General features: G+C 68.0%; 19 protein-coding genes. 11 read left to right on the top strand and 8 right to left on the bottom strand.

Going from position 1 to position 19,994, the window contains the following annotated elements:
* Nucleotides 1-6: 6 nt before the first annotated feature.
* Nucleotides 7-1,151 (bottom strand): IS3 family transposase gene (locus KHF85_RS13625; protein ID WP_284566970.1). Its coding sequence is split into 2 segments (ribosomal slippage): nucleotides 7-899 and nucleotides 899-1,151, totalling 1,146 coding nucleotides; the frame shifts between segments, so codons are not numbered across the junction.
* Between the two features lie 212 nt (nucleotides 1,152-1,363).
* Between KHF85_RS13625 and KHF85_RS13620 the strand changes: the two genes are divergently transcribed.
* From KHF85_RS13620 to rplS, 6 genes are all read left to right on the top strand, one after another.
* On the top strand, nucleotides 1,364-2,434 hold the full coding sequence (locus KHF85_RS13620; protein WP_284567069.1) for an NAD(P)H-dependent flavin oxidoreductase: 1,071 nt from the start codon (nucleotides 1,364-1,366) through the stop codon (nucleotides 2,432-2,434).
* Entirely contained in the window at nucleotides 2,431-3,231 is an 801-nt protein-coding gene (locus KHF85_RS13615) for an aminotransferase class IV family protein (RefSeq protein ID WP_284567068.1), read from the top strand. Before KHF85_RS13620 ends, KHF85_RS13615 begins: the two co-directional genes overlap by 4 nt.
* Before the next feature lie 97 nt (nucleotides 3,232-3,328).
* Nucleotides 3,329-3,586, top strand: a complete 258-nt coding sequence (gene rpsP, locus KHF85_RS13610; RefSeq protein ID WP_284567067.1) for a 30S ribosomal protein S16 — start codon at nucleotides 3,329-3,331, stop codon at nucleotides 3,584-3,586.
* A 43-nt stretch (nucleotides 3,587-3,629) separates the two neighbouring features.
* Nucleotides 3,630-4,142: a ribosome maturation factor RimM gene (gene rimM / locus KHF85_RS13605; protein ID WP_003479204.1), complete on the top strand. Its 513-nt coding sequence runs from the start codon at nucleotides 3,630-3,632 to the stop codon at nucleotides 4,140-4,142.
* 76 nt (nucleotides 4,143-4,218) lie between these two features.
* Nucleotides 4,219-5,001 (top strand): tRNA (guanosine(37)-N1)-methyltransferase TrmD, encoded by a 783-nt coding sequence (gene trmD / locus KHF85_RS13600; RefSeq protein ID WP_284567066.1) that lies wholly within the window; start codon nucleotides 4,219-4,221, stop codon nucleotides 4,999-5,001.
* Nucleotides 5,002-5,147: 146 nt separating this feature from the next.
* Nucleotides 5,148-5,564 (top strand): 50S ribosomal protein L19, encoded by a 417-nt coding sequence (rplS, locus tag KHF85_RS13595; RefSeq protein ID WP_009583110.1) that lies wholly within the window; start codon nucleotides 5,148-5,150, stop codon nucleotides 5,562-5,564.
* Between the two features lie 454 nt (nucleotides 5,565-6,018).
* On the opposite strand, the gene KHF85_RS13590 is transcribed toward rplS, so the two are convergent.
* Complete coding sequence (locus tag KHF85_RS13590; protein WP_284567065.1) at nucleotides 6,019-7,479, bottom strand: MATE family efflux transporter; 1,461 nt, start codon at nucleotides 7,477-7,479, stop codon at nucleotides 6,019-6,021.
* A 184-nt stretch (nucleotides 7,480-7,663) separates the two neighbouring features.
* On the opposite strand from KHF85_RS13590, the gene KHF85_RS13585 reads away from it, so the two are divergent.
* Complete coding sequence (locus tag KHF85_RS13585; RefSeq protein ID WP_284567064.1) at nucleotides 7,664-7,948, top strand: hypothetical protein; 285 nt, start codon at nucleotides 7,664-7,666, stop codon at nucleotides 7,946-7,948.
* On the top strand, nucleotides 7,941-8,348 hold the full coding sequence (locus KHF85_RS13580; RefSeq protein WP_284567063.1) for an RNA-binding S4 domain-containing protein: 408 nt from the start codon (nucleotides 7,941-7,943) through the stop codon (nucleotides 8,346-8,348). Before KHF85_RS13585 ends, KHF85_RS13580 begins: the two co-directional genes overlap by 8 nt.
* 184 nt (nucleotides 8,349-8,532) lie before the next feature.
* Here the strand turns inward: KHF85_RS13580 and KHF85_RS13575 are convergent, their stop codons facing one another.
* Complete coding sequence (locus tag KHF85_RS13575) at nucleotides 8,533-9,459, bottom strand: IS110 family RNA-guided transposase (RefSeq protein WP_284567062.1); 927 nt, start codon at nucleotides 9,457-9,459, stop codon at nucleotides 8,533-8,535.
* Nucleotides 9,460-9,792: 333 nt separating this feature from the next.
* Between KHF85_RS13575 and KHF85_RS13570 the strand changes: the two genes are divergently transcribed.
* On the top strand, nucleotides 9,793-10,590 hold the full coding sequence (locus KHF85_RS13570) for a dienelactone hydrolase family protein (RefSeq protein ID WP_284567061.1): 798 nt from the start codon (nucleotides 9,793-9,795) through the stop codon (nucleotides 10,588-10,590).
* 220 nt (nucleotides 10,591-10,810) lie between these two features.
* On the opposite strand, the gene KHF85_RS13565 is transcribed toward KHF85_RS13570, so the two are convergent.
* Nucleotides 10,811-11,809, bottom strand: a complete 999-nt coding sequence (locus KHF85_RS13565) for a polyprenyl synthetase family protein (RefSeq protein ID WP_284567060.1) — start codon at nucleotides 11,807-11,809, stop codon at nucleotides 10,811-10,813.
* 191 nt (nucleotides 11,810-12,000) lie between these two features.
* On the opposite strand from KHF85_RS13565, the gene KHF85_RS13560 reads away from it, so the two are divergent.
* The gene (locus tag KHF85_RS13560; RefSeq protein WP_009592098.1) at nucleotides 12,001-12,528 is read left to right on the top strand and encodes a single-stranded DNA-binding protein; all 528 of its coding nucleotides are present in this window, start codon (nucleotides 12,001-12,003) and stop codon (nucleotides 12,526-12,528) included.
* Nucleotides 12,529-12,807: 279 nt separating this feature from the next.
* Here KHF85_RS13560 and KHF85_RS13555 read toward each other — a convergent pair whose 3' ends face one another.
* Nucleotides 12,808-14,181, bottom strand: a complete 1,374-nt coding sequence (locus tag KHF85_RS13555) for a HipA domain-containing protein (protein ID WP_284567059.1) — start codon at nucleotides 14,179-14,181, stop codon at nucleotides 12,808-12,810.
* Entirely contained in the window at nucleotides 14,178-14,441 is a 264-nt protein-coding gene (locus tag KHF85_RS13550) for a helix-turn-helix domain-containing protein (protein WP_003478256.1), read from the bottom strand. The genes KHF85_RS13555 and KHF85_RS13550 overlap by 4 nt, the downstream gene beginning before the upstream one ends.
* A 461-nt stretch (nucleotides 14,442-14,902) precedes the next feature.
* Between KHF85_RS13550 and KHF85_RS13545 the strand changes: the two genes are divergently transcribed.
* Nucleotides 14,903-16,837, top strand: coding sequence for an alpha/beta hydrolase family protein (locus tag KHF85_RS13545; protein ID WP_284567058.1), 1,935 nt, complete (start codon nucleotides 14,903-14,905; stop codon nucleotides 16,835-16,837).
* 115 nt (nucleotides 16,838-16,952) lie between these two features.
* Here the strand turns inward: KHF85_RS13545 and KHF85_RS13540 are convergent, their stop codons facing one another.
* Together KHF85_RS13540 and KHF85_RS13535 are read right to left on the bottom strand one after the other, a co-directional pair.
* Complete coding sequence (locus KHF85_RS13540; RefSeq protein WP_284567057.1) at nucleotides 16,953-18,710, bottom strand: peptide MFS transporter; 1,758 nt, start codon at nucleotides 18,708-18,710, stop codon at nucleotides 16,953-16,955.
* A gap of 140 nt (nucleotides 18,711-18,850) precedes the next feature.
* Entirely contained in the window at nucleotides 18,851-19,807 is a 957-nt protein-coding gene (locus KHF85_RS13535; RefSeq protein WP_284566649.1) for an IS1595 family transposase, read from the bottom strand.
* Nucleotides 19,808-19,994 lie beyond the last annotated feature (187 nt).

The following is a 19,994-nucleotide window of genomic DNA, read 5'->3' as shown; positions in this document are numbered from 1 at the left end:
GGGGTTTCAGGTAGTGGCTTTCTCGTAGTCGGCTGGAGATCGATAGCCGAGGGTGGAGTGCAGGCGGTGGGTGTTGTAGAAGCCGACGATGTAGTGGGTGATATCGGCGATGGCCTCGTTGGGGTTGGTGTAGCGACGCTGCCAGACGCGCTCCATTTTCAGGCTCAGGAAGAACCGCTCCATTACCGCGTTGTCCCAGCAGTTGCCCTTGCGGCTCATGCTGGCCACCAGCTTGTGCTTGGTCAGCAGGTCGCGGTGGGCCTGGCTGGCGTACTGGCTGCCGCGGTCGCTATGCACGATCAGCCCCGGCTTGGGCTGGCGCAGGGCAATGGCCATCTGCAAGGCGGTACAGACCAGCTCGGCCGGCATGGTCGGTGCCATTGCCCAGCCCACCACCTTGCGCGAGTACAGGTCCAGCACCGCGGCCAGGTACAGCCAGCCGCGCTCGGTGCGGATGTAGGTGATATCGGCCACCCAGGCCTGGTCGAGGGCGTCCGGGTTGAAGCGCCGATCCAGATGGTTGTCCGCCACCGGCATCTCGTGTCGGCTGTCGGTGGTATGGACGAACTTGCGCCTCCAGCGCGCCTTCAGTCCCTGCTGCTTCATCAGGCGGCGGACTCGATGGCGACTGGCGGGCAGACCCTGGGCCTTCAGGCTCGCGCTCAGCCGGCGGCTGCCATAGTTGCCGCCGCTGGCCTGGAACGCCGTCTGCAATGGCGCAGCGAGCGTGCACGCCCTCGGTGCTGAGCGCCGCCGACGGGCCGCATACAGCCCCGAGCGGCTCACGCCCAGCAGCTGGCACAGCCGGGCGGTTGCGGCCTTCTCCTGCCACTGATCGATCATCTGCTGGATCATTTCAGTTCCCGGGCGAAGAAGGCCGATGCTTTTTTTAACAAGCTGTTGTCCTCACGCAGTCGCTGGTTCTCCCGTTCCAACTCACGGATGCGTTGCTGCTCGGGGGTCAGGGGCCGACCTTGCCCAGGCTGGCCGGCATGCTCGGCCTCGTATTGGGCCAGCCAGCGACGCACGGCGCTATCGACCAAGTCCAGGTCGCGGCACACCTGACCCACGCTCAGGCCTTGGTCGCGGATCATTTGCACCACCTGCAGCTTGAAGGCGGTATCGAAATTTCTACGGATACGGGGCGTCATGTCGTTCAAAGTCCTCGCTGGGGATGATCATCCCCTATCGAGGTGTCCACGAGAATTAGACCAGGACAGGGAGCTGACGAAGCCACCTCGTCACCCATCCCGAGTGCAGCCTTCACCCCGCTCCTCCTGCTTGCCGCAGCACGCAGCCGCCGCGCGGAAACTGGCATCATCCGCTGCGCCATCCGTCACCGCCACCGCGGCATCGACCCGCCATGAACGATTCGCTGCACCACCGCGTCACCGCGTTCTGCACGCGCTTCGCCCTGCGCATGCCGATCCTGCTGTCGCCGATGGCCGGCGCCTGCCCGCTGCCGTTGTCGGTGGCGGTCGCGCAGGCAGGCGGCATGGGCGCGATGGGTGCGGTGCTGTCCTCGGCGGCGGACATCGGCACCTGGATGGAGGCGTTTCGGCGCGATACCAATGGACCGGCGCAGGTCAACCTGTGGGTGCCCGATCCGCCGCCGCGGCGTGATGCCGCCGCCGAGGCCGCCACCCGCGCGTTCCTTGCGCAATGGGGGCCGCCGGTCGAGGCCACGGCCGGCGATGCCGGTCCTGCCGATTTCGCCGCGCAATGCGCCGCACTGCTGGACGCGCGCCCGGCAGTGGCGTCCTCGATCATGGGCCTGTTCCCGCCCGCCTTCGTCGCCCAGCTGAAGCAGGCCGGCATCGCCTGGTTCGCCTGCGCCACCACGCTGGACGAAGCGCTGGCGGCGCAGGCGGCTGGTGCCGATGCGGTGGTCGCGCAAGGCGCCGAGGCGGGCGGCCACCGCGGCGCATTCCATGCGGCGCGCGCCGAGCAGCAGCTGAGCGGCCTGTTCGCGCTGCTGCCGCGGCTGGCCGACCGGCTCGACGTGCCGGTGATCGCCGCCGGCGGCATCGGCGATGGCCGCGGCATCGCCGCGGCGCTGACCTTGGGCGCCAGCGCGGTGCAGATCGGCAGCGCCTTCCTGCGCACGCCGGAGGCGGCGCTGGCGCCGGCCTGGGCCGAGGCGCTGGCCGGCGCCGAGCCGGAACAGACCACTCTGACCCGCGCCTTTTCCGGGCGCCTCGGCCGCGCGCTGATCACCGATTACGTACGCGCCGCGGCCGGGCCGACGGCCCCGCCGCCGCAGCCCTACCCGGTGCAGCGCGGGCTGACCGCGCCGATGCGTCAGGCCGCGGCGCGCGACGGCCGCCTGGCGGCGATGCAGGCCTGGGCCGGGCAGTCGGCGTGGCTGGCGCCGGCGCAGCCGGCGGCGACGCTGCTCGGCCGCTGGTGGGACCAGGCGCAGGCGCTGCTGTGAGCGCCAGGCTGTTCTGCGAAGGGCGCGCGGCGAGCGCGCAGATCCTGGCCGCGCCGGCGCTGGTCAACTACGGCCACTTCAGCACGATGCAGGTACGCGACGGTGCGGTGCGCGGCTTCGACCTGCACCTGCAGCGGCTCGACGAAGCCACGCGCACGCTGTTCGGCAGCGCATTGCCGGCCGATCGCATCCGCGCCGAACTGCGCGCCGCCCTGCAGGCATTCGGTAGCGGCGATGCGTCGCTGCGCGTCAGCGTGTTCGCCCGCGACTTCGATTTCCGCCGCGCCGATGCGGCCTGCACGCCGCAGCTGCTGGTCTCGCTGGCCGCCCCCGCACAGGCGGACGCCACGCCCTTGCGGCTACGCAGCGTGGCGTTCGCGCGCGAGCTGCCGCAGATCAAGCACGCCGGCACCTTCGCCTTGTTCCACCAGCGCCGGCTGGCGCTGCAGGCCGGTTTCGACGATGCGCTGTTCGTGGATGCGCAGGGTCTGATCGCCGAGGGCTCGATCTGGAACCTGGGCGCGTGGGACGGGCAGGGCGTGCTGTGGCCGCAGGCACCGGCCTTGCGCGGCACCCAGGAGCGGCTGCTGCAGGCCGGCCTGGCCGCGCTCGGCGTGGCCCAGCAAGTGCGGCCGCTGCATCTGCGCGAACTGGCCAGGCCTGTGGCCGCCTTCGCCTGCAACGCGCGCGGCCAGCAGGCCGTCGCCGCGGTGGACGGGCAGGCACTGGGGCCGGCCGCGGAACTGTTGCAAATGCTGAACGCGGCGCTCGAGACCCAAGCCTGGCAAGCCATCTGACCGGTCTGGGGAGCGACTTGGCAGCGTTCCGCCCGCCCGCTATAATTGCCGGCTTACCGCGCCATCCTGGCGACTGGGCAATACCGGAAACTCAACCATGGTCAAGATTCGCCTTACCCGTGGCGGCGCCAAGAAGCGTCCCTTCTACCACATCATCGTCACCGACGTGCGCAGCGCGCGCGACGGCCGCAACATCGAGCGCCTGGGCTACTACAACCCGGTCGCGCAGGGCGCCGAGCCGCGCATCGTGCTCGACCTGCCGCGCGTGGACCATTGGCTGTCCAACGGCGCGCAGATGACCGACAAGGTGCGCAACCTGTGCCGCGAAGCGAAGGCCCAGGCCACCGCGGCCTGATCCTGCGGGCCGCGCCTGGCGCGGCCCTTCGGTGTTTGCCCCTATGAAAGACAGCCAGCGCCGTATCCTGCTGGGCAGGATCCTGGGCGCCTTCGGCGTACGTGGCGAGGCCAAGCTCGAGTCGTGGACCGAGCCGCGCCTCGCCATTTTTCGCTATCAGCCCTGGATCGTGCGCAAGCCCGACGGCAGCGAGAGCAGCCTCAGCGGCGTGCGCGGCCGCGAATCCAGCAAGCATCTGGTGGTCAGCTTGCCCGACGTCACCGATCGCGATGCGGTCGAGGCGCTGCGCGGCACCGAGATCTACGTGGCGCGCGATACCTTGCCGCCGCCCAAGCCCGACGAATACTACTGGGTGGACCTGGAAGGCCTGGACGTGCGCACCGTCGACGGCGTGGCCCTGGGTCAGGTCTCGCACCTGTTCTCCAACGGCGCCAACGACGTGCTGGTGGTGCGCGGCGACCGCGAGCGGCTGCTGCCGTTCGTGCAGCCGGACTACGTCAAGTCGGTGGATTTCGACGCCAACCTGATCGTGGTCGACTGGGACCCGGAATTCTGAGGGGGCCGGGGGCTTGCGCCGATCCAGCGGCCGCCCAGGCGCTGCGCGTCCCGAGTCCCGAGTCCCGAGTCCGCCCATGCGCATCGACGTCATCAGCCTGTTTCCCGAGTTCGTCGCCCAGTGCGCCGCGTTCGGCGTGGTCGGCCGTGCGCAGGAGCGCGCGCTGCTGGCGCTGCATGGCTGGAATCCGCGCGACTACGCCAGCGGCGGCTACCGCAAGGTGGACGACCGCCCGTTCGGCGGCGGCCCGGGCATGGTGATGATGATCGAGCCGCTGCAGGCCTGCCTGCAGGCGGTGCGCGACGCCGACCCGCAACCGGCGCCGGTGATCTACCTGAGCCCGCAAGGCGTGCCGCTGACCCAGGCCAAGGCCCGCCAGCTGGCGGCGCTGCCGCGGCTGGTGCTGCTGTGCGGGCGCTACGAAGGCGTGGACGAGCGCTTCGTCGCCGCCGCGGTGGACGAGGAGATCTCGATCGGCGACTACGTGCTGTCCGGCGGCGAACTGGCCGCGGCGGTGCTGGTCGATGCGGTCACCCGGCTGCAGGAGGGCGCGCTGAACGATGCCGAGTCCGCCGCGCAGGACAGCTTCGAAGGCCCGGACGGCCTGCTCGATTGCCCGCACTACACCCATCCGCGCGAGCACGCGCTGGGCGAGGTGCCGGCCATCCTGCGCTCCGGCAACCATGCTGCGATCGCGCGCTGGCGGCGCATGCAGGCGCTGGGGCGTACCTGGCTGCGGCGCCCGGAGCTGCTGGACGAAGCGGCGCTGAGCGCGGCCGACCGCCGCCTGCTGCAGGAATTTCGCCAGGGCCTGCAGGCCGATCTGGCGTCCGTGCAGGAAAATCCATCCAAGCCCTAGCCATGGCCGCACGACTGGGTTAAAATGCCCGGCTTTCCGGTCAAGCCTTCTGCGTCTTGGCCCATTCCCGATATCGCGTAATCGCCTCGCGCAATCGCCGTGCGGCGACTGCCGGACCACCTCACCAGACACAAGCGGTGCCCACCATGAGCAAGCTCAACAAGACCATCCTGGCCGACTTCGAAGCCGCCCAGATCCAGCGCAAGCTGCCGGAGTTCAACCAGGGCGACACCATCGTCGTCAACGTCAAGGTGAAGGAAGGCAACCGCGAGCGCGTGCAGGCCTACGAAGGCGTGGTGATCGGCACCAAGAACGCCGGCCTGAACTCCTCGTTCACCGTGCGCAAGATCTCCCACGGCTTCGGCGTGGAGCGCGTGTTCCAGAGCCACAGCGCGGTCATCGACTCGGTCGAAGTGAAGCGCCGCGGCAAGGTCCGCGCCGGCAAGCTGTACTACCTGCGTGGCCTGGAAGGCAAGGCCGCCCGCATCAAGGAAGATCTGGCCGCCGCTGCGCAGGCCAAGGTCGCGCGCCAGGCCGCTGCGGCCGCCGCCAAGGCCGAGTAATTCCCCAGCGACTCCGGTCGCTGCCGCGACGGCCGCCTTCGGGCGGCCGTTTGCGTTTGTGGGGCGGGGTGTCTGCGCTGCGCGGTGGCTACCCGCTCCGCGCGATGTGCCGTGCTTGCGCTGGGCATGAAGTGGGCTGGAGGGTCCGGTCGGGGCTGAAGCCCCTCCTACAGTGCACCCAGCCGATTCGCCGCAAGTCCCTGTAGGAGCGGTTTCCAACCGCGACCGAGCGCAGCCGCGGACCATCCGCATGGCTAGAGCGTCGGCTGCTCCAGCGCCGACCGCGTTCCTTCGATGCCGCTTCGGCCGAGGCGAAGCGAGAGCGCTTTCCCGGAGTCGCCGCAGGCCGCATGTGGGAGCGGCTTCAATCGCGACGGGACGTCCCGGGAAACCCCGTGGCCATTGAAGCCGCTCCCCCAGGCGATCGCCTGGACCGCAACGCGACTACCAGCGCTCAGTGCGCCGGACCCTGTGCGATCGACACATCCGCGACCGCGGCCGGCGGCGCCGCCGGCACCTCTGCCGGATGCGCCATTTCTTCCGCGCGCGGCTGGCTCAGCATGCGCGCCTTGCGCCAGTTGCCCCAGCGGTAATAGGCCAGCGACAAGCACATCGCGCAGATCGAACTGGTCGGGAAGCTCCACCACACCGCATCGGCGCCGAACTGCGGCTGCAGCAGGTGTGCGAACGGCACGCGGATGCCCCACAGCGACAGCGCCAGGATCAGCAGCGGCGGGATCACCGCGCCGGTGGCGCGGACTACGCCGGAGATCACGAAGGTCACGCCGAAGAACAGGAACGACCACACCGCGATGTGGTTGAGATGGCGCGCGATCTCCAGCGCGGCGCTGTGCGGCGGCAGGAACAGGGACAGGGTCCAGCGGTCGAGCAGGATCAGCGGTGCGATCAGCGCGCCGGTCAGCAGGAAGTTGAACAGCACGCCCTGCCGCGCGGCCGCCGCGACCCGGTCCCAGCGCTGCGCTCCCACGTTCTGCGCGGCCATCGACGAGCACGCCGCGCCGATCGCCATCGCCGGCATCTGCACATAGGTCCACAGCTGCATCGCCGCGCCGTAGGCGGCCGAGGTATCGGTGCCGTAGCCGTTGACCATCGAGATCATCACGATCATCGCCAGCGAGATCAGCACCATCTGCAGGCCCATCGGCACGCCCTTGACCACCAGCGCGCGCAGGATCGTCGGATCGATGCGGAACAGCCGCGCATCCTGCCGGCCCAGCCACAGCACATGGCGCTTGTGCCGCAGGTACAGCAGCAGGCCGCTCAGGGCGATGGCCTGCGCGATCAGCGTGGCCCAGGCGGCGCCGGCGATGCCCAGCTTCGGGAACGGTCCCAGCCCGAACAGCAGCACCGGATTGAAGCCGATGTCCAGCGCCACCGACAGCAGCAGGAAGCGGAACGGCGTGCGCGAGTCGCCGGTGCCGCGCAGCGCCGCCGACAGGAACGCGAACGCGTACAGCAGCGGCGTTGCCAGGAAGATCACCCGCAGATAGGCCTCGGCCAGCGGCAGTGAGGCGGCCGGGGTGCCCATCGCCGCGAGCAGGTGCCGCGCCAGCCACCAGCCGCCGGCCGCGATCAGCACCGAGATGCCGAGGAAGAACGTGGCGCTGGTGCCCATCACCCGCCGCGCCTGCGGCACGTCGCCGCGGCCCATCGCCTGGCCGATCAGGATGGTGGCGGCCATGCCGATGCCGAACACCGAGCCGATCAGGAAGAACATGATGCTGTTGGCGTTGGCCGCCGCGGTCAGCGCCGCCTCGCCGAGGTAGCGGCCCACCCAGATCGCGTTGACCGACCCGTTCAGCGACTGCGCGATGTTGCCGGCCAGGACCGGCAGCGCGAACAGCAGCAACTGCCGGCCGATCGGGCCTTCGGTGAGCGTGGCGGACTTGGGCATCGCGTGCCTGCAGGACGGGAACGGGAAGCAGCGCACACTAGCACCTGCACGCGACCCCGGGGAGGCAACGCATGGCAGGTGTGGCGCGGCCGGGAACGCCCTAGGCTGAATGCGTCGATGCCGGGGCCGGCGTGCAGCGGCTGGCACAGCTTTCGGCGCACATGACTTGCCAGAGGAACTTGCAATGCCCCAATCGCGCCGCAATCTGCAGTGGATCGGAGGCAGCGCGCTGGCGCTGGTCCTGGCCGGCTGCGCCGACAGCGCGCGCTGGGGCGATGCCAAGGTGCGGCCCGACGAGCGCCCGGAATGCCTGGTCGGCGAGGACGACAGCGCGCTGCCGCCGCGCGCCGACGGCCTGGCGCTCAGCCAGCGCCGGCAGCGCTGCCATCCGCAACCGTCGCTGCAGTGGTCCGGCGAGCGACCCGACACCCAACCCATGCAGGTGGATTTCCATAAGCACGATGAATGAACCGCTAGCGCAACCGAGCGTGGTCCGGCTGGATGTCTGGCTGTGGGCCGCGCGCTTCTTCAAGACCCGCAGCGTGGCCAAGCAGGCGGTGGAAACCGGCAAGGTCGATGTGGCCGGGCAGCGCCCGAAATCCTCGCGCGCGGTGCGCGTGGGCGAGCAGTTGCGCGTGGAGCGCGGCGAAGAGGTGTTCGAGATCCAGGTGCTGGCGCTCAGCGACGACCGCGGCCCGGCCAGCGTCGCGCAGACGCTGTACCAGGAGAGCGAGGCCTCGCGCGCGCGGCGCGCGCAGCAACGCGCGCAACGCAACGCCGAACGCAACGGCTATCGGGCTCCCGATGGCAAGCCGGACAAGCGCGCACGGCGGCTGATCCGCGCGCTGGGCGATCTGGACGCGCTGTAGAGGCAGAGTACGATCGAAGGGCCAGTGTGCCATTGCCGCGCCTACCTGCCTGTAGGAGCGGCTTCAGCCGCGACGAACGAAGCGGTGCACTTCCCGATGCAGCATGCAGTCGGGACTGAAGTGCCTCCCCCAAACGGCGTCGCAAGTCGCCTCGCTGGCAATCCCTGTAGGAGCAACTGTCTTCTCATCCGATAACCTCACGCCATGGTGTGCGATCTCGTGCCATGGCGTTGAGTCGGATAAGCAGCACGCGCATGCATGCGGTGATGGCGACCTTGGCGGGCTCGCCGCGTGCCCGTAACTGTTGATAACGCTCCTTGAAGGAGGCTTGAGTGCGCACAACGCTCCAACAGGCCATGTACAGCACTCGTCGGATCGTGGCACGCCCGCCGCGGATGCGGCGTTTGCCGCAGTGCTGCCCGCTGTCCACGTTGTAGGGAGCCAGGCCGACCAGGGCCGCGATCTGGCGACGATCCAGCGTCCCCAGTTCGGGCAGATAGGCCATCAGGCTGGCGGTGGTGACCTCGCCGATGCCCGGGACCGTGCCCAGGGCGTGCGCCAGCGCATCGTCGAGCTGGCACCGCACCTGCTTGATCGCCTGGTTCATCCGCTGGATACGGCGGCGCACGTCGCCGATCTGCTCGATCAGGCACGCGCGCACCATGGCCAGGGTCGCCTGATGCAAGCGACGGCGCTCGTCGTCACGTTGCTGGACCAGTTGCTCGCGGCGCTGGACCAGCATGCGCAGTTGCTCACGCAAGGGATCGGGAGCCGGCGCGGGCGCTTGCACCAGGTGAGCCATGCGCGCCAGCAAGGCCGCATCCAGCGGATCGGTCTTGGCGGTTGTGCCCAAGGCCGTGGCGAAAGCGCGTGCCCGGCGCGGATTGATCCGGGTCACCGGGATCCCTGCCGTGGCCAGTGCCGTCATCACCGCCCGTTCGTAGCCGCCGGTGGCCTCCAGCAGCGCGTTGCCGACGCAGTGCCCGGCAAGGTGGTCGCACAGGCGCTGGTGGCCCTGGGCGGTATTGGGAAAGGACAGCAACTGGTCCAGGGGAAGCACGTGGACGGCCAAGGTGTCCTTGGCCACATCGATACCGATCCAAAGAGGCATAAGCGTTAGGTAGACTGGGGGACAGGAGAGAGCCACCTCGTCGCTGCCCACGCTTGTGAAGTTCGAGCGAACGCTCGTTCAACTGTTCGGGCTAGGCAACGAGGTCGATGTGCGGCCGCCCTGGCTCCTACACGTGCTTGAACACTACGGCCTGTCGGCGTGCCGCACATCGCTCTCCACTCAAACTGTAGAGCAATCTCCAGACACAAGCGGCTTCAGCCGCGACAGGCACTCCCGATAAAGCCCGTCGCGACTGAAGTCGCTCCCACAAGTGTGCGAATCGCTGGAAGAAAACGTTCTAGACTGCCGATTCGTTCCGATGGGAGAGACGCGATGCGCACTCGTTCGATGCGGTGGATCGGCCTGCTGGGCCTGGCCCTGGCGCTGCCGTTGCCGGCGTTGGCCGCGATGCAGGCCAGGCCGGTGGAATGGAAGGTCGGCAAGGACAGTTTCAGCGGCGTGCTGGTCTACGACGACGCCGACCGCGACAAGCGCCCGGGCCTGGTGATGGTGCCGAACTGGCGCGGGGTCAACGCCTCGGCGATCGAAAAAGCCAAGCAGCTCGCCGGCGACGATTACGTGGTGCTGCTGGCCGACGTCTACGGCACGGGCAAGCGCCCGGCCAACGATGCCGAGGCCGGGCAGTTCGCCGGCGCGCTGAAGAAGGATCCAGCGACGCTGCGCGCGCGTGCATTGAAGGCGGTCGAGGTGCTGAAGGCACAGGCCGGCAAGGCGCCGCTGGACGCTGCGCGGATCGGCGCGGTCGGCTTCTGCTTCGGCGGCACCACCGTGCTGGAACTGGTCCGCGCCGGCGCGCCGCTGGCGGGCGTGGTCAGCCTGCACGGTGGCCTGAGTACGCCGTCACCGGCCGCCGCAGGCAGCGCGAAGACGCCGCTGCTGGTGCTCAACGGCGCCGACGACAAGAGCGTGAGCCGCGACGACATCGCCGCCTTCGAGCAGGAAATGAACGGCGCCGGCGCCGACTGGCAGTTCGTCAACTTCAGCGGCGCGGTGCATTGCTTCGCCGAGGCCGATGCCAACAGCCCGCCAGGCTGCCAATACAACCCGCGCGCAGCCAAGCGTGCCTATCGCATGCTGCATGATTTCTTCGAGGAGCGGTTTGGCGAATAGCAGGGATCGGGCATTGGGGATTCGGGATTCGCAAAAGCGGGTCCCGTCCTTCAGCGCAACAACCTCCGGGTTTGTGGTCAGGGATTTGCGCTGACCAGCCGTTCGGTGGTCGAATGCCGCGATCGTAAAGGCGCGACCAAGCCGCTTCTGCCAATCCCCCATCCCCGCTTTCCACAGCCGAATGGCGGGTCATCCGGTCCGGCACGCACGGCGCGCCGGATCAATGCCTGCGTTCGACCGCGTAACGCGCCAACCCGCGCAGTGCGGCCACCGCTTCGCTTTCCGGCAGGCCGTCCAGCGCGCGTTCGGCGGCGGCGGCGTATTCGGCAGCGCGGCGGCGGCTGTAGTCGAGTCCGCCGCTGGCCTGGATCGCCGCCAGCACTTCCGGCATCGCCTCCGCATCGCCTTGTTCGACGATGTGGCGCAGGCGCTGGCGGGTGGCAGCGTCGGCGTGCGCCATCGCGTGGATCAGCGGCAGCGTGGCCTTGCCTTCGGCCAGGTCGTCGCCCAGGTTCTTGCCCAGGTCGGCGGCGTCGGCGGTGTAGTCGAGCACGTCGTCGGCGATCTGGAACGCATAGCCCAGGTGCATGCCGTAGTCGTACAGGCGCTGCTGCACGTCGTCGGACGCGCCCGAGGCCATCGCCCCGAGCCGGGTGCCGGCGGCGAACAGCACCGCGGTCTTGCGCTCGATCACCCGCAGGTACGCGGCCTCGTCGGTATCCGGGTTGTGCACGTGCAACAGCTGCAGCACCTCGCCCTCGGCGATGCGGTTGGTGGTGTCGGCGAGCAGCCGCATCACCTGCATGTCGTCCAGCTCGACCATCAGCTGGAAGCTGCGCGAGTACAGGAAATCGCCGACCAGCACGCTGGGCGCGTTGCCCCACAGCGCATTGGCGGTGCTGCGGCCGCGGCGCAGGTCCGATTCGTCGACCACGTCGTCGTGCAGCAGGGTCGAGGTGTGGATGAATTCGACGATCACCGCCAACTGGTGGTGCACCGGTCCGCCGCCGGCGCAGGCGCGCCCGGCCAGCATCACCAGCATCGGCCGCAGGCGCTTGCCGCCGGCGGAGACGATGTGCTCGGCGATCTGGTTGATCAGCACCACGTCCGAGGCCAGGCGGCGGCGGATCAGCGCATCGGCGGCACTCATGTCGGGCGCGGCCAGCGCCTGGATCTGAGGCAGCCCCAGGGCGGGGCGGAGGTCTTCGGCGAGGCTCATGCGGTCGGACTAGGGGGAATGCAGGGATTATAGGCCCCCCGGTGCGGGCAAGTCCTACGCCTGAACCGGGGCCGGGCTGATATCCGCCGCCAGCCCGGTATAATTCACTGTCCTCGCCCGTTCCCGAACGGGCAACCCTATCCGACATGCCCGCGCCCGAGCGGGTTCACCACCCCGAACGGAAGAATTCCATGGCCCGCGGCATCAACAAAGTCATCCTCGTCGGCAACCTCGGTAACGACCCCGACACCAAGTACACCCAGGCCGGCATGGCGATCACCCGCATCAGCCTGGCCACCACCAGCGTGCGCAAGGACAAGGACGGCAACCAGCAGGAGCGCACCGAATGGCACCGCGTGGTGTTCTTCGGCAAGCTCGGCGAGATCGCCGGCGAGTACCTGCGCAAGGGCAGCTCGGTCTACGTCGAAGGCTCGATCCGCTACGACAAGTACACCGGCCAGGACGGCGTGGAGAAGTACTCCACCGACATCGTCGCCGACGAGATGCAGATGCTGGGCGGCCGCGAAGGCGGCGGCGGTGGTGCCGGCATGGGCGGCGATCGCCCGCAGCGTGCGGCCGCGCCGCGCCAGGAACGCCCGAACCAGGGCGGCGGCGGGCAGGGCGGCGGTGGCCAGGATTATGCGCCGCGCCGGCAGCAGCCGGCGCCGCAGCAGTCCGCGCCGATGGACGATTTCGCGGACGACGATATCCCGTTCTGAGCCGAACATCGGTCTGGCCTCGAACGCGGCCCGCTTCTCCCGGCAGAAGCGGGCTTTTTTATGCCCGCGCGCGATTTCGGGTGGCATAGCCGCCGCCTTTGAACGCTGACGCGGGGGACGTGGCTGGGATGGCGAGGTTCACTCGATGCAGCGCAGCGGCTGCAGTCCAAGCGCCCACGCGACCATTGGACGAAGCAGCGCTGCTGCGAAGAACCGGGATCGGCTGCCTGCGGGAAGCCGCGGCGGGCGGCGATGCAGCGCCGTTGCCGGCGGCTGGACTCAGCGCGGCGACAGCCGCTCGGCCATTTCCTTGACGACGTTGTGGGTGATGGCACGCAAACAGCGCATCTCGCCGGCGAGCGTGGCATCCAGGTCCGGCGTGTGCTTCAACAACTGGGCGTTTTCGGTGTCGACCTGGTTGAGCAGCTGTTGCGCCTCGTCCAGGATCGCCGACCGCTGCAGTTCGAGTAGATTCGCGGCGGCCTTTCGCGGAAGTCCCATGGCTTCGCCCGCCTGCACCAGGTGTGCGAAGTTCACCTCGCCGAATCGTTCCACGCCCAGGATCGGCCATGCCAGCGTCGCGTCCTGCGGCCGTTTTCCGCTGCCGTATGCGCGCGAGTCGTAGCAGGTCGTGCACAGCAGATCGTAATGCGGTGCCAGGTTCACCCCGTCCGGCCCCACCAGGAAGCTCAGATTTTTCAGGTGCGCATCGCTGTTTCCGGTCAACACGTTGAAGATCAGCCACCTGTAGAGGCGGAACCGGGTCGCAAGCTTGTTGCGGCAGAGTGCGGCGATCCGCGCCAACGCCTCGACGCTGCCCATCTGGTACTTGAAGCTGCGGTCCAGGCCGAGCAGCTGGCAAGCATCGATGGCATGCACGCGGCGCACGCCGGTCACTGTGCGCTGGCGGTCGAAGCGCTCGATCAAGAACGCAGGCTCGGGTACATAGCGCCGCTGCACAGGCGGCACGTCGAGGCCCGCCCGCGCGGCCAGGCGCATCACGAACCACTCGTTGGCCACGCTATGCGGATAGTCCCCACTTGTGTTCTCGGGCTTGAGGATGTGGGTCGACGGCTCGGCCCCGATCGGCTGCAACAAGCGCCCGTCGCGTTCGATGACGGCCAGCTTGTGCTGGGCGCCAGCGAGCGACATGCGCTTTGCGGCGCCAGCGGCCAGCGAGTGATGCGGCAGATTGCGGATGCGTGCTGACAGCTGCGCATCGGACAGCTCGGCCATGCCGCCCGCTTCAAGGGATTTGCCGGGTGGCAGCAGCGTCAGCGAACCCGCCGATTCCGCACCGTAGTAGGACAGCAACGCGAAGGCGTCCGCGCCGGGGATCCCGGCATCGGCCGCCATCAACTGCCGCTGCGCCTCTTCCGGCAGGAGATTGTCGAAATACCATTGCACCGGACGGAAGGAGGACCCGTCCTGGATCTCGCCCTCGTGCAACGGCAAACCTGGCGCCAAGGCGAAGCGGTCGGCACTGGCCAGCCACGCCGGGGCGTAGCTGAATTTCCACAGGTTGGCGTATTCGGAGAGCGTGCCGACGCGTTGGGTGCCGATACTGGCCAGCAAACTGCGCTGCGGATAGTGCAGGCCGTCCAGGACGGTGACGCCGATGGCGTCGTGCAGGCGCTGCGGCGGCCGGCTCATCGCGTGCGCGCCCGCTTGCGCTGGTTGGACGCGTCCATGACGCTGTCGGGAACATCGATCTCGACGTGCAGGCCCAATTCGGACAGCACGGCGAACAGCTTGCCCCATTGCACCGTGCCGCTGCCGCGCTCGACCTTGGCCAGGAAGTTCTCGCTCACGCCGATGCCTTCGGCAGTGGCGTCCTGACGCAAGCCCTGGTGCTTGCGCATGGCCTTGACCAGTGGACCCAATGCTTCCGCGTTGTCCAGCCTGATCTTCATTGTGCAATCCTCATTCTCGTGCGGATTCACCGCATCCAGCCCATCTTACCGGTCTTATCCTGTCGATCGTAAGGAATATTTGGATAAATCCTTTCGATCATCAGGACACACTGGTAAATCCTTATTTTCGTAAGGATTACCAGTGCAACGAACGGATTTCGGCAAAAATCCTCACATCTGTAAGGAATTTTGCGAGCGCGACAGGCGCAGGCGTTCACTCGGTGCGTTGCCTATGCCGGGGCTGGACTGCCTGCTCAAGTGCGTTCGCATCTGGCTAGAAAAGCAGCTCGGCGCGCCCGTGCCTTGCCGGCTGCGCGCGTGCCCACGGCGGCCGTTTTCGCCGCGCGCGCGCCGTATTAAACTTCCGTTCGCAAGCCAAACCAACATGGATACAGGGGATCAGGATGAGTGGGAGACTGGGGACAGTCGCGTTGTGCTGTGTGCTGGGGCTGGGAATCGGAATGGGCAGCGCGCAGGCGCAGGTGGATCTGGCACCGTTCCTCAAGCAGGAGCAGGTCGGTGAGCTGAAGTTGTCGCCGACCGGCGAGTTCTACGCGGCCACCGTGCCGCTGGCGGACCGCACCGCGCTGGCGGTGATGCGCCGCTCCGACCGCAAGATCGTCGGCACCTTTTCGATGGAGAAGAACACCCATGTCTCCGATTTCGAGTGGGTCAACGACACGCGTGTGTTGTTCAGCATGGCTCAGAAAATAGGCGCGCGGGACCGGCCGTGGGGCACCGGAGAACTGTTCGCAATCAACGCCGACGGCGGTACGGCGGAATTGTTGGTGGGCCAGCGCGTCACTGGCAACGGCCCAGGCACGCTGATCCAGACCAAGAAGGTCGAAAAGGTCATTGCGGAGTGGGTTGGTTCACTGCCTGGCGATGACCACAACGTCATCATCCAGGCGCGACCGTTCAGCGTCAGCCAGGATCCCTACAGCCGCACCGAGGTGCTGGACGTATACAGCGGCCGGCGGCGGCCGCTGGTCGGCTCGCCCAAGGTGCGCAGGGCCAGCTTCTACAGCGATGAGCAAGGCAAGATCCGTTTTGCCTCCGGTGCCGATGCGGACAATGCCAACAAGCTGTTTTACCGCGATGCGCAAGGCGGCGACTGGCGCCTGCTCAACGACGAGAATCTCAGCCATCACGCCGAGTGGCCGATCGGCTTTTCCGAAGACGGGCGCACCGCGTATCTGCAGGTCCAGCAGGACAAGGGCAGCGACGCGATCGTGGCCTGGAATGTGGACAGCAACGAACGCAAGGAAATGGCGCGCGATGCCCTGGCCGATCGGTACCGGATCATGTATCGCCACGGCACCCGTATCCCGGTGGGGATCCAGGTGCTGGCCGACACGCCGCGCAGCCTGTTCTTCGACCCGGCTTCGCCCGAGGCCAAGACCCAGCGCTCGCTGGAGGCGGCGTTCCCGGGGCAGGCGGTCTACGTGACCTCCAGCACCCGCGATGGCCGGCTCAACCTGGTGCAGGTGCAATCCGGACGCAATCCGGGAGAGTTCTACCTGTTCGACACCGTGGCGAAGAAGGCGGATTTCGCATTCGCTAGCCGTGCCGCGTTGCAGCCGCCGAAGCTGGCCGAGGTGCGGCCGATCGCATTGCAGGCGCGCGACGGCTTGCCGTTGCACGGCTTCGTGACCCTGCCCGCGGCGGCTGCGGCCGGCAAGGTACCGATGGTGGTGATGCCGCACGGCGGCCCGTTCGGCGTGTTCGACAACGGCCTGTTCGACGAAGACGCGCAGATCCTGGCCAGCGCCGGCTACGCGGTGCTGCAGGTCAACTACCGCGGTTCGGGTAACTACGGACGCGCCTTCCAGCAGGCCGGTGGCGGGGAATGGGGTGGCAAGATGCAGGACGATGTGACCGACGCTACGCGTTGGGCGATTGCCCAAGGGATCGCCGATCCTGCGCGCATCTGCATGTACGGCGCCAGCTACGGTGCCTATGCGTCGTTGATGGGGGTGGCCAAGGAGCCATCGCTGTACCGCTGCGCGGCCGGCTATGTCGGCGTCTACGACTTGCCGATGATGTATGTCAGGGGCGATGCCCAGAAGCGCGACTCGAGTCAGAACTTCCTGCGCGAATGGATGGGGTCGGGCAGCGAACTGGCGGCAGTGTCGCCGGTGAACCTGGCCGACAAGATCAAGGTGCCGGTGTTCATCGCCGCGGGCGGCGAGGATGAAACCGCGCCGATCGAGCATTCCAAGAAGATGGAGGCGGCGCTGAAGAAGGCTGGGGTGCCGGTGGAGACGCTGTACGTCCTCACCGAGGGCCACGGCTTCTACACAGAGGAACACCGCCGTGAGTTCTACACCAGGCTGCTGGCATTCCTGAGCCGCTCGCTTGGCGGTGCGCAGGCTGCACCTGCACCTGCGCGCTAGTTCCACGGTGCTGATGCGCTGCAAGCGCATCAGCACCTGCAAGCCGCGAAAGCCGATCCGCGGCCCGACGCACGCTCGGGCCGCGCCTCGCGCGTAGCGACGACGGTGCCGACGCTCAACGCACCCCGTGCATCATTCGCCGCAGCAGCGGCGCGGCCACGAAGGCCAGCACCGCGCAGCCCACGCCGATCCACAGCATCAGCCAGAACAGGTGCGCGTACTTGCCGGCGGCATCGGCGATGTTCAGCGTTTCGCCGTCCGGCACATCGATCGCGGCGAGCTTGCCGAACAGCGCGGCCAGCGCCTCGGAGAAGGCGGTGGCCAGGAACCAGGTGCCCATCATCAGGCTGACCACGCGCGGCACCGCGAGCTGGGTCACCGCCGACAGCCCGACCGGCGACAGGCACATCTCGCCCGCTTCCAGCACCAGATAGGCCAGCACCAGCCACCACACGCTGGCCATCTGTCCGCTGGCGCCGACCTGTTGCGCGGCCAGCGCCAACGGCACGAACGACACCCCGGCCAACAACAGGCCCATGGCCGACTTGGCCGGCTTGGACGGCTCCAGGCCGCGCCGTTCCAGCCACGCCCACAGCGCGGCGAACACTGGCGCCAGCAGCACCAGGAACAGTGCGCCCAGGTAGGTCAGCGAACCGGCGGTCTGCGGCAGCACCAGGCAGTCGCGTACGAGGAGCAGCAGCATCAGCACGCTGACCGCGACGAACAGCAGGCGCGGCGCCGCCGACGTCGGGTTGCGGTCGGACAGCGACGCCGCGGCGACGAAGCCCAGCGGCGCCAGCAGCAACGAAGCGATCGACCACGGCAGCGGGGTGCCGTCGCGGATCACCAGCGACGGCACGATGTCCTTGGTCATCAGCCTGTCGGTGAAGGTGACCCAGGAGCCGTAGGTCTGCTCGTACAGGGTGAAGTACACCAGCGCCATCGCGATCAGCACCATCAGCGCGATCATCTGCTGGCGCTGCACCGGCGTGCACTGGGTGCCGGTGAACCAGGCGAACCACAGCAGCACGCCGCCGAGCACCACCAGCATCAGCAGCAAGGCCAGCGAGATCTCGCCGCCCAGGCTGAAGGCGCCGTTGGCCGCGGCCCACATCAGCCAAGCCACCGGCAGCACGCCGAGCACCGCGCCCAGGTAGATCGCCCATTCGCGCGGCAGCCCGGCCACGCGCTGGCGCAGCAGCACCGGCTGCGCCGGCTCGGCATGGCCGTGCAGGTATTTCTGGCCCCACAGGAACATGCCCAGGCCGAGCAGCATGCCGATCCCGGCGGCGCCGAAACCGTAGCGCCAGCCGTAGGCTTCGCCGAGGAAGCCGCACACCAGCGAGGCGAACAGCGCGCCGAGGTTGATGCCGGCATAGAACAGCGAGAAGCCGGAGTCGCGGCGCGAATCGTCGGGTGCATACAGCTTGCCGACGATGGTGGAGATGTTCGGCTTGAGAAAGCCCACGCCCATGATGATCAGCGCCAGCGACAGGTAGGTCACGCCCAGCGACGCCGTATCGCGCACCACTTCGCCATTGATGCGGGTGGCGGCGTGGCCCTCGAAGGCCATGCCGGCGTGGCCGAGCACCAGCAGGATGCCGCCGAACACCACCGCCTTGCGCATGCCCAGCCAGCGGTCGGCGAGCAGGCCGCCGATCACCGGCACGCAGTACACCAGCCCGCCGTAGGCGCCGAGCAGGTCCAGCCCGGCCTTGTCGCCGAACAGGTGGTACTTGGTCAGGTACAGCAGCAGCAGCGCCTTCATCCCGTAGAAGGAGAAACGCTCCCACATTTCGGTGAAGAAACAAACGTAGACGCCTTTGGGATGGCCGAGGAAATCGTCGCGGGCGGGGAGGGCGGTGGCGGACACGGCTGGCCTGGGCGGGAAGGGCAGCGGCGGAGTATAGGCGTGCCGGTGGGGATTGGCTGAGGGCGCAGCCTCGCGCCATCGAAACAGCGCGAGGCTGCGCCCCGTACCCTCAGCCCAACCTCTCTCCCGGTGGGACCTGATTAGCGCTGTGTCTCAGCTGTCGTACGCAGTTGCTGCTCTGTGAGCCTTCCCGCGCCGGCCAGGGCACTGGCCAGGCGCGGCACCATGGCGGCCAGGTTGAAGCGGCGATTGAAGCGGTAGGCATGCGCATGCAGGTAGCGCGCGCCGTATTTGGGGAAGTCCACCGCATGGTGGGTGCCGCTAAGCGCCGTTTTGAGATTGCCCAGGATCGTATTGACCCAACGCAGACGAGGCTGCTGGACGCCTTTGCGGCCGCTTCCGGTCACGATGGCATCGTGGGTCAGGCCTGCCCAGCCCACACCGGTGAACGCTGTCAGCCCATCACTGACGACATGGGTGCCCGGTGCCAGTGCCTGCTGAGCCCACGTGTGCACGACGCTTCTTCGGAAGCTGGAGACCACATCCAGGCGGAGATAGCGCGGGCGCCCTTGATGCAGGGAAACCGCTGCAATAAACGGCACTTTATTGCGCCACTGCGGTTGGCCTGGACCACCGGCGCGTTCGCCGCCCAGATAGGCATCATCGATCTGGACCTCTCCGTCGAGCCGGCGTGACTGCTCACGATCGGCCATCGCCGACATCACTTTGTGCTTGATCCGCCATGCAGTGCGATAGCACACGCCCAGTTGCCGAGCCAGTTCCAGCGCAGCAATTCCGTTCTTGGCTTGGCTCACCAGATAGATGGCCAGCCACCACACCCGCAAGGGAAGCTTGGTGTCTGCCATGGGCGTGCCGGCGGTCAAGCTGGTCTGTACCCGGCAGCGCGCGCACTGCCACAGGTGCTGGCGTCCCCGCTCAAAGCCACTGGCATGCGTGTGTCCGCACTGCGGACACACGAAGCCATTGGGCCACCTGGCCTGAACCAAGGCCTCGACACATTGCGCCTCGGAGCCGTAGCGGCTCAGAAAAGCCGGAATCGAAAGCCCCTTTTGGAACTGGATCCGATTGAGCGTCATCGCCGTATCTCACTGAAGAACCTGCATTTCTAAACCAAGGCAGCATCACCAGCTGAGACACAGCGCTAATCAGGCCGGTGGGAGAGGGGCCGACCATCGGCCGCTGGCGCTGCTGCCTTCGCGAATCCCCACTCCCAATCCCCAATCCCCGCCTCCCAGGCATGTGCCACAAGCTGGGCGGCGCGAT

Origin of the sequence: Xanthomonas graminis pv. graminis, assembly GCF_030168915.1 — a bacterium.
GTDB classification, from domain to species: domain Bacteria; phylum Pseudomonadota; class Gammaproteobacteria; order Xanthomonadales; family Xanthomonadaceae; genus Xanthomonas_A; species Xanthomonas_A translucens.
The sequence above is the reverse complement of the archived record's forward strand: the minus strand, read 5'-3'. Positions and strand labels throughout refer to the sequence as shown.

What these genes read in the sequence shown, in the direction of transcription:
- KHF85_RS13620 (WP_284567069.1), top strand. Translation starts at nt 1,364, where the DNA reads ATGAACGATTCGCTGCACCACCGCGTCACCGCGTTCTGCACGCGCTTC.
- rpsP (WP_284567067.1), top strand. Translation starts at nt 3,329, where the DNA reads ATGGTCAAGATTCGCCTTACCCGTGGCGGCGCCAAGAAGCGTCCCTTC.
- rimM (WP_003479204.1), top strand. Translation starts at nt 3,630, where the DNA reads ATGAAAGACAGCCAGCGCCGTATCCTGCTGGGCAGGATCCTGGGCGCC.
- trmD (WP_284567066.1), top strand. Translation starts at nt 4,219, where the DNA reads ATGCGCATCGACGTCATCAGCCTGTTTCCCGAGTTCGTCGCCCAGTGC.
- rplS (WP_009583110.1), top strand. Translation starts at nt 5,148, where the DNA reads ATGAGCAAGCTCAACAAGACCATCCTGGCCGACTTCGAAGCCGCCCAG.
- KHF85_RS13590 (WP_284567065.1), bottom strand. Translation starts at nt 7,479, where the DNA reads ATGCCCAAGTCCGCCACGCTCACCGAAGGCCCGATCGGCCGGCAGTTG.
- KHF85_RS13585 (WP_284567064.1), top strand. Translation starts at nt 7,664, where the DNA reads ATGCCCCAATCGCGCCGCAATCTGCAGTGGATCGGAGGCAGCGCGCTG.
- KHF85_RS13580 (WP_284567063.1), top strand. Translation starts at nt 7,941, where the DNA reads ATGAATGAACCGCTAGCGCAACCGAGCGTGGTCCGGCTGGATGTCTGG.
- KHF85_RS13575 (WP_284567062.1), bottom strand. Translation starts at nt 9,459, where the DNA reads ATGCCTCTTTGGATCGGTATCGATGTGGCCAAGGACACCTTGGCCGTC.
- KHF85_RS13570 (WP_284567061.1), top strand. Translation starts at nt 9,793, where the DNA reads ATGCGCACTCGTTCGATGCGGTGGATCGGCCTGCTGGGCCTGGCCCTG.
- KHF85_RS13565 (WP_284567060.1), bottom strand. Translation starts at nt 11,809, where the DNA reads ATGAGCCTCGCCGAAGACCTCCGCCCCGCCCTGGGGCTGCCTCAGATC.
- KHF85_RS13560 (WP_009592098.1), top strand. Translation starts at nt 12,001, where the DNA reads ATGGCCCGCGGCATCAACAAAGTCATCCTCGTCGGCAACCTCGGTAAC.
- KHF85_RS13555 (WP_284567059.1), bottom strand. Translation starts at nt 14,181, where the DNA reads ATGAGCCGGCCGCCGCAGCGCCTGCACGACGCCATCGGCGTCACCGTC.
- KHF85_RS13550 (WP_003478256.1), bottom strand. Translation starts at nt 14,441, where the DNA reads ATGAAGATCAGGCTGGACAACGCGGAAGCATTGGGTCCACTGGTCAAG.
- KHF85_RS13545 (WP_284567058.1), top strand. Translation starts at nt 14,903, where the DNA reads ATGGGCAGCGCGCAGGCGCAGGTGGATCTGGCACCGTTCCTCAAGCAG.
- KHF85_RS13535 (WP_284566649.1), bottom strand. Translation starts at nt 19,807, where the DNA reads ATGACGCTCAATCGGATCCAGTTCCAAAAGGGGCTTTCGATTCCGGCT.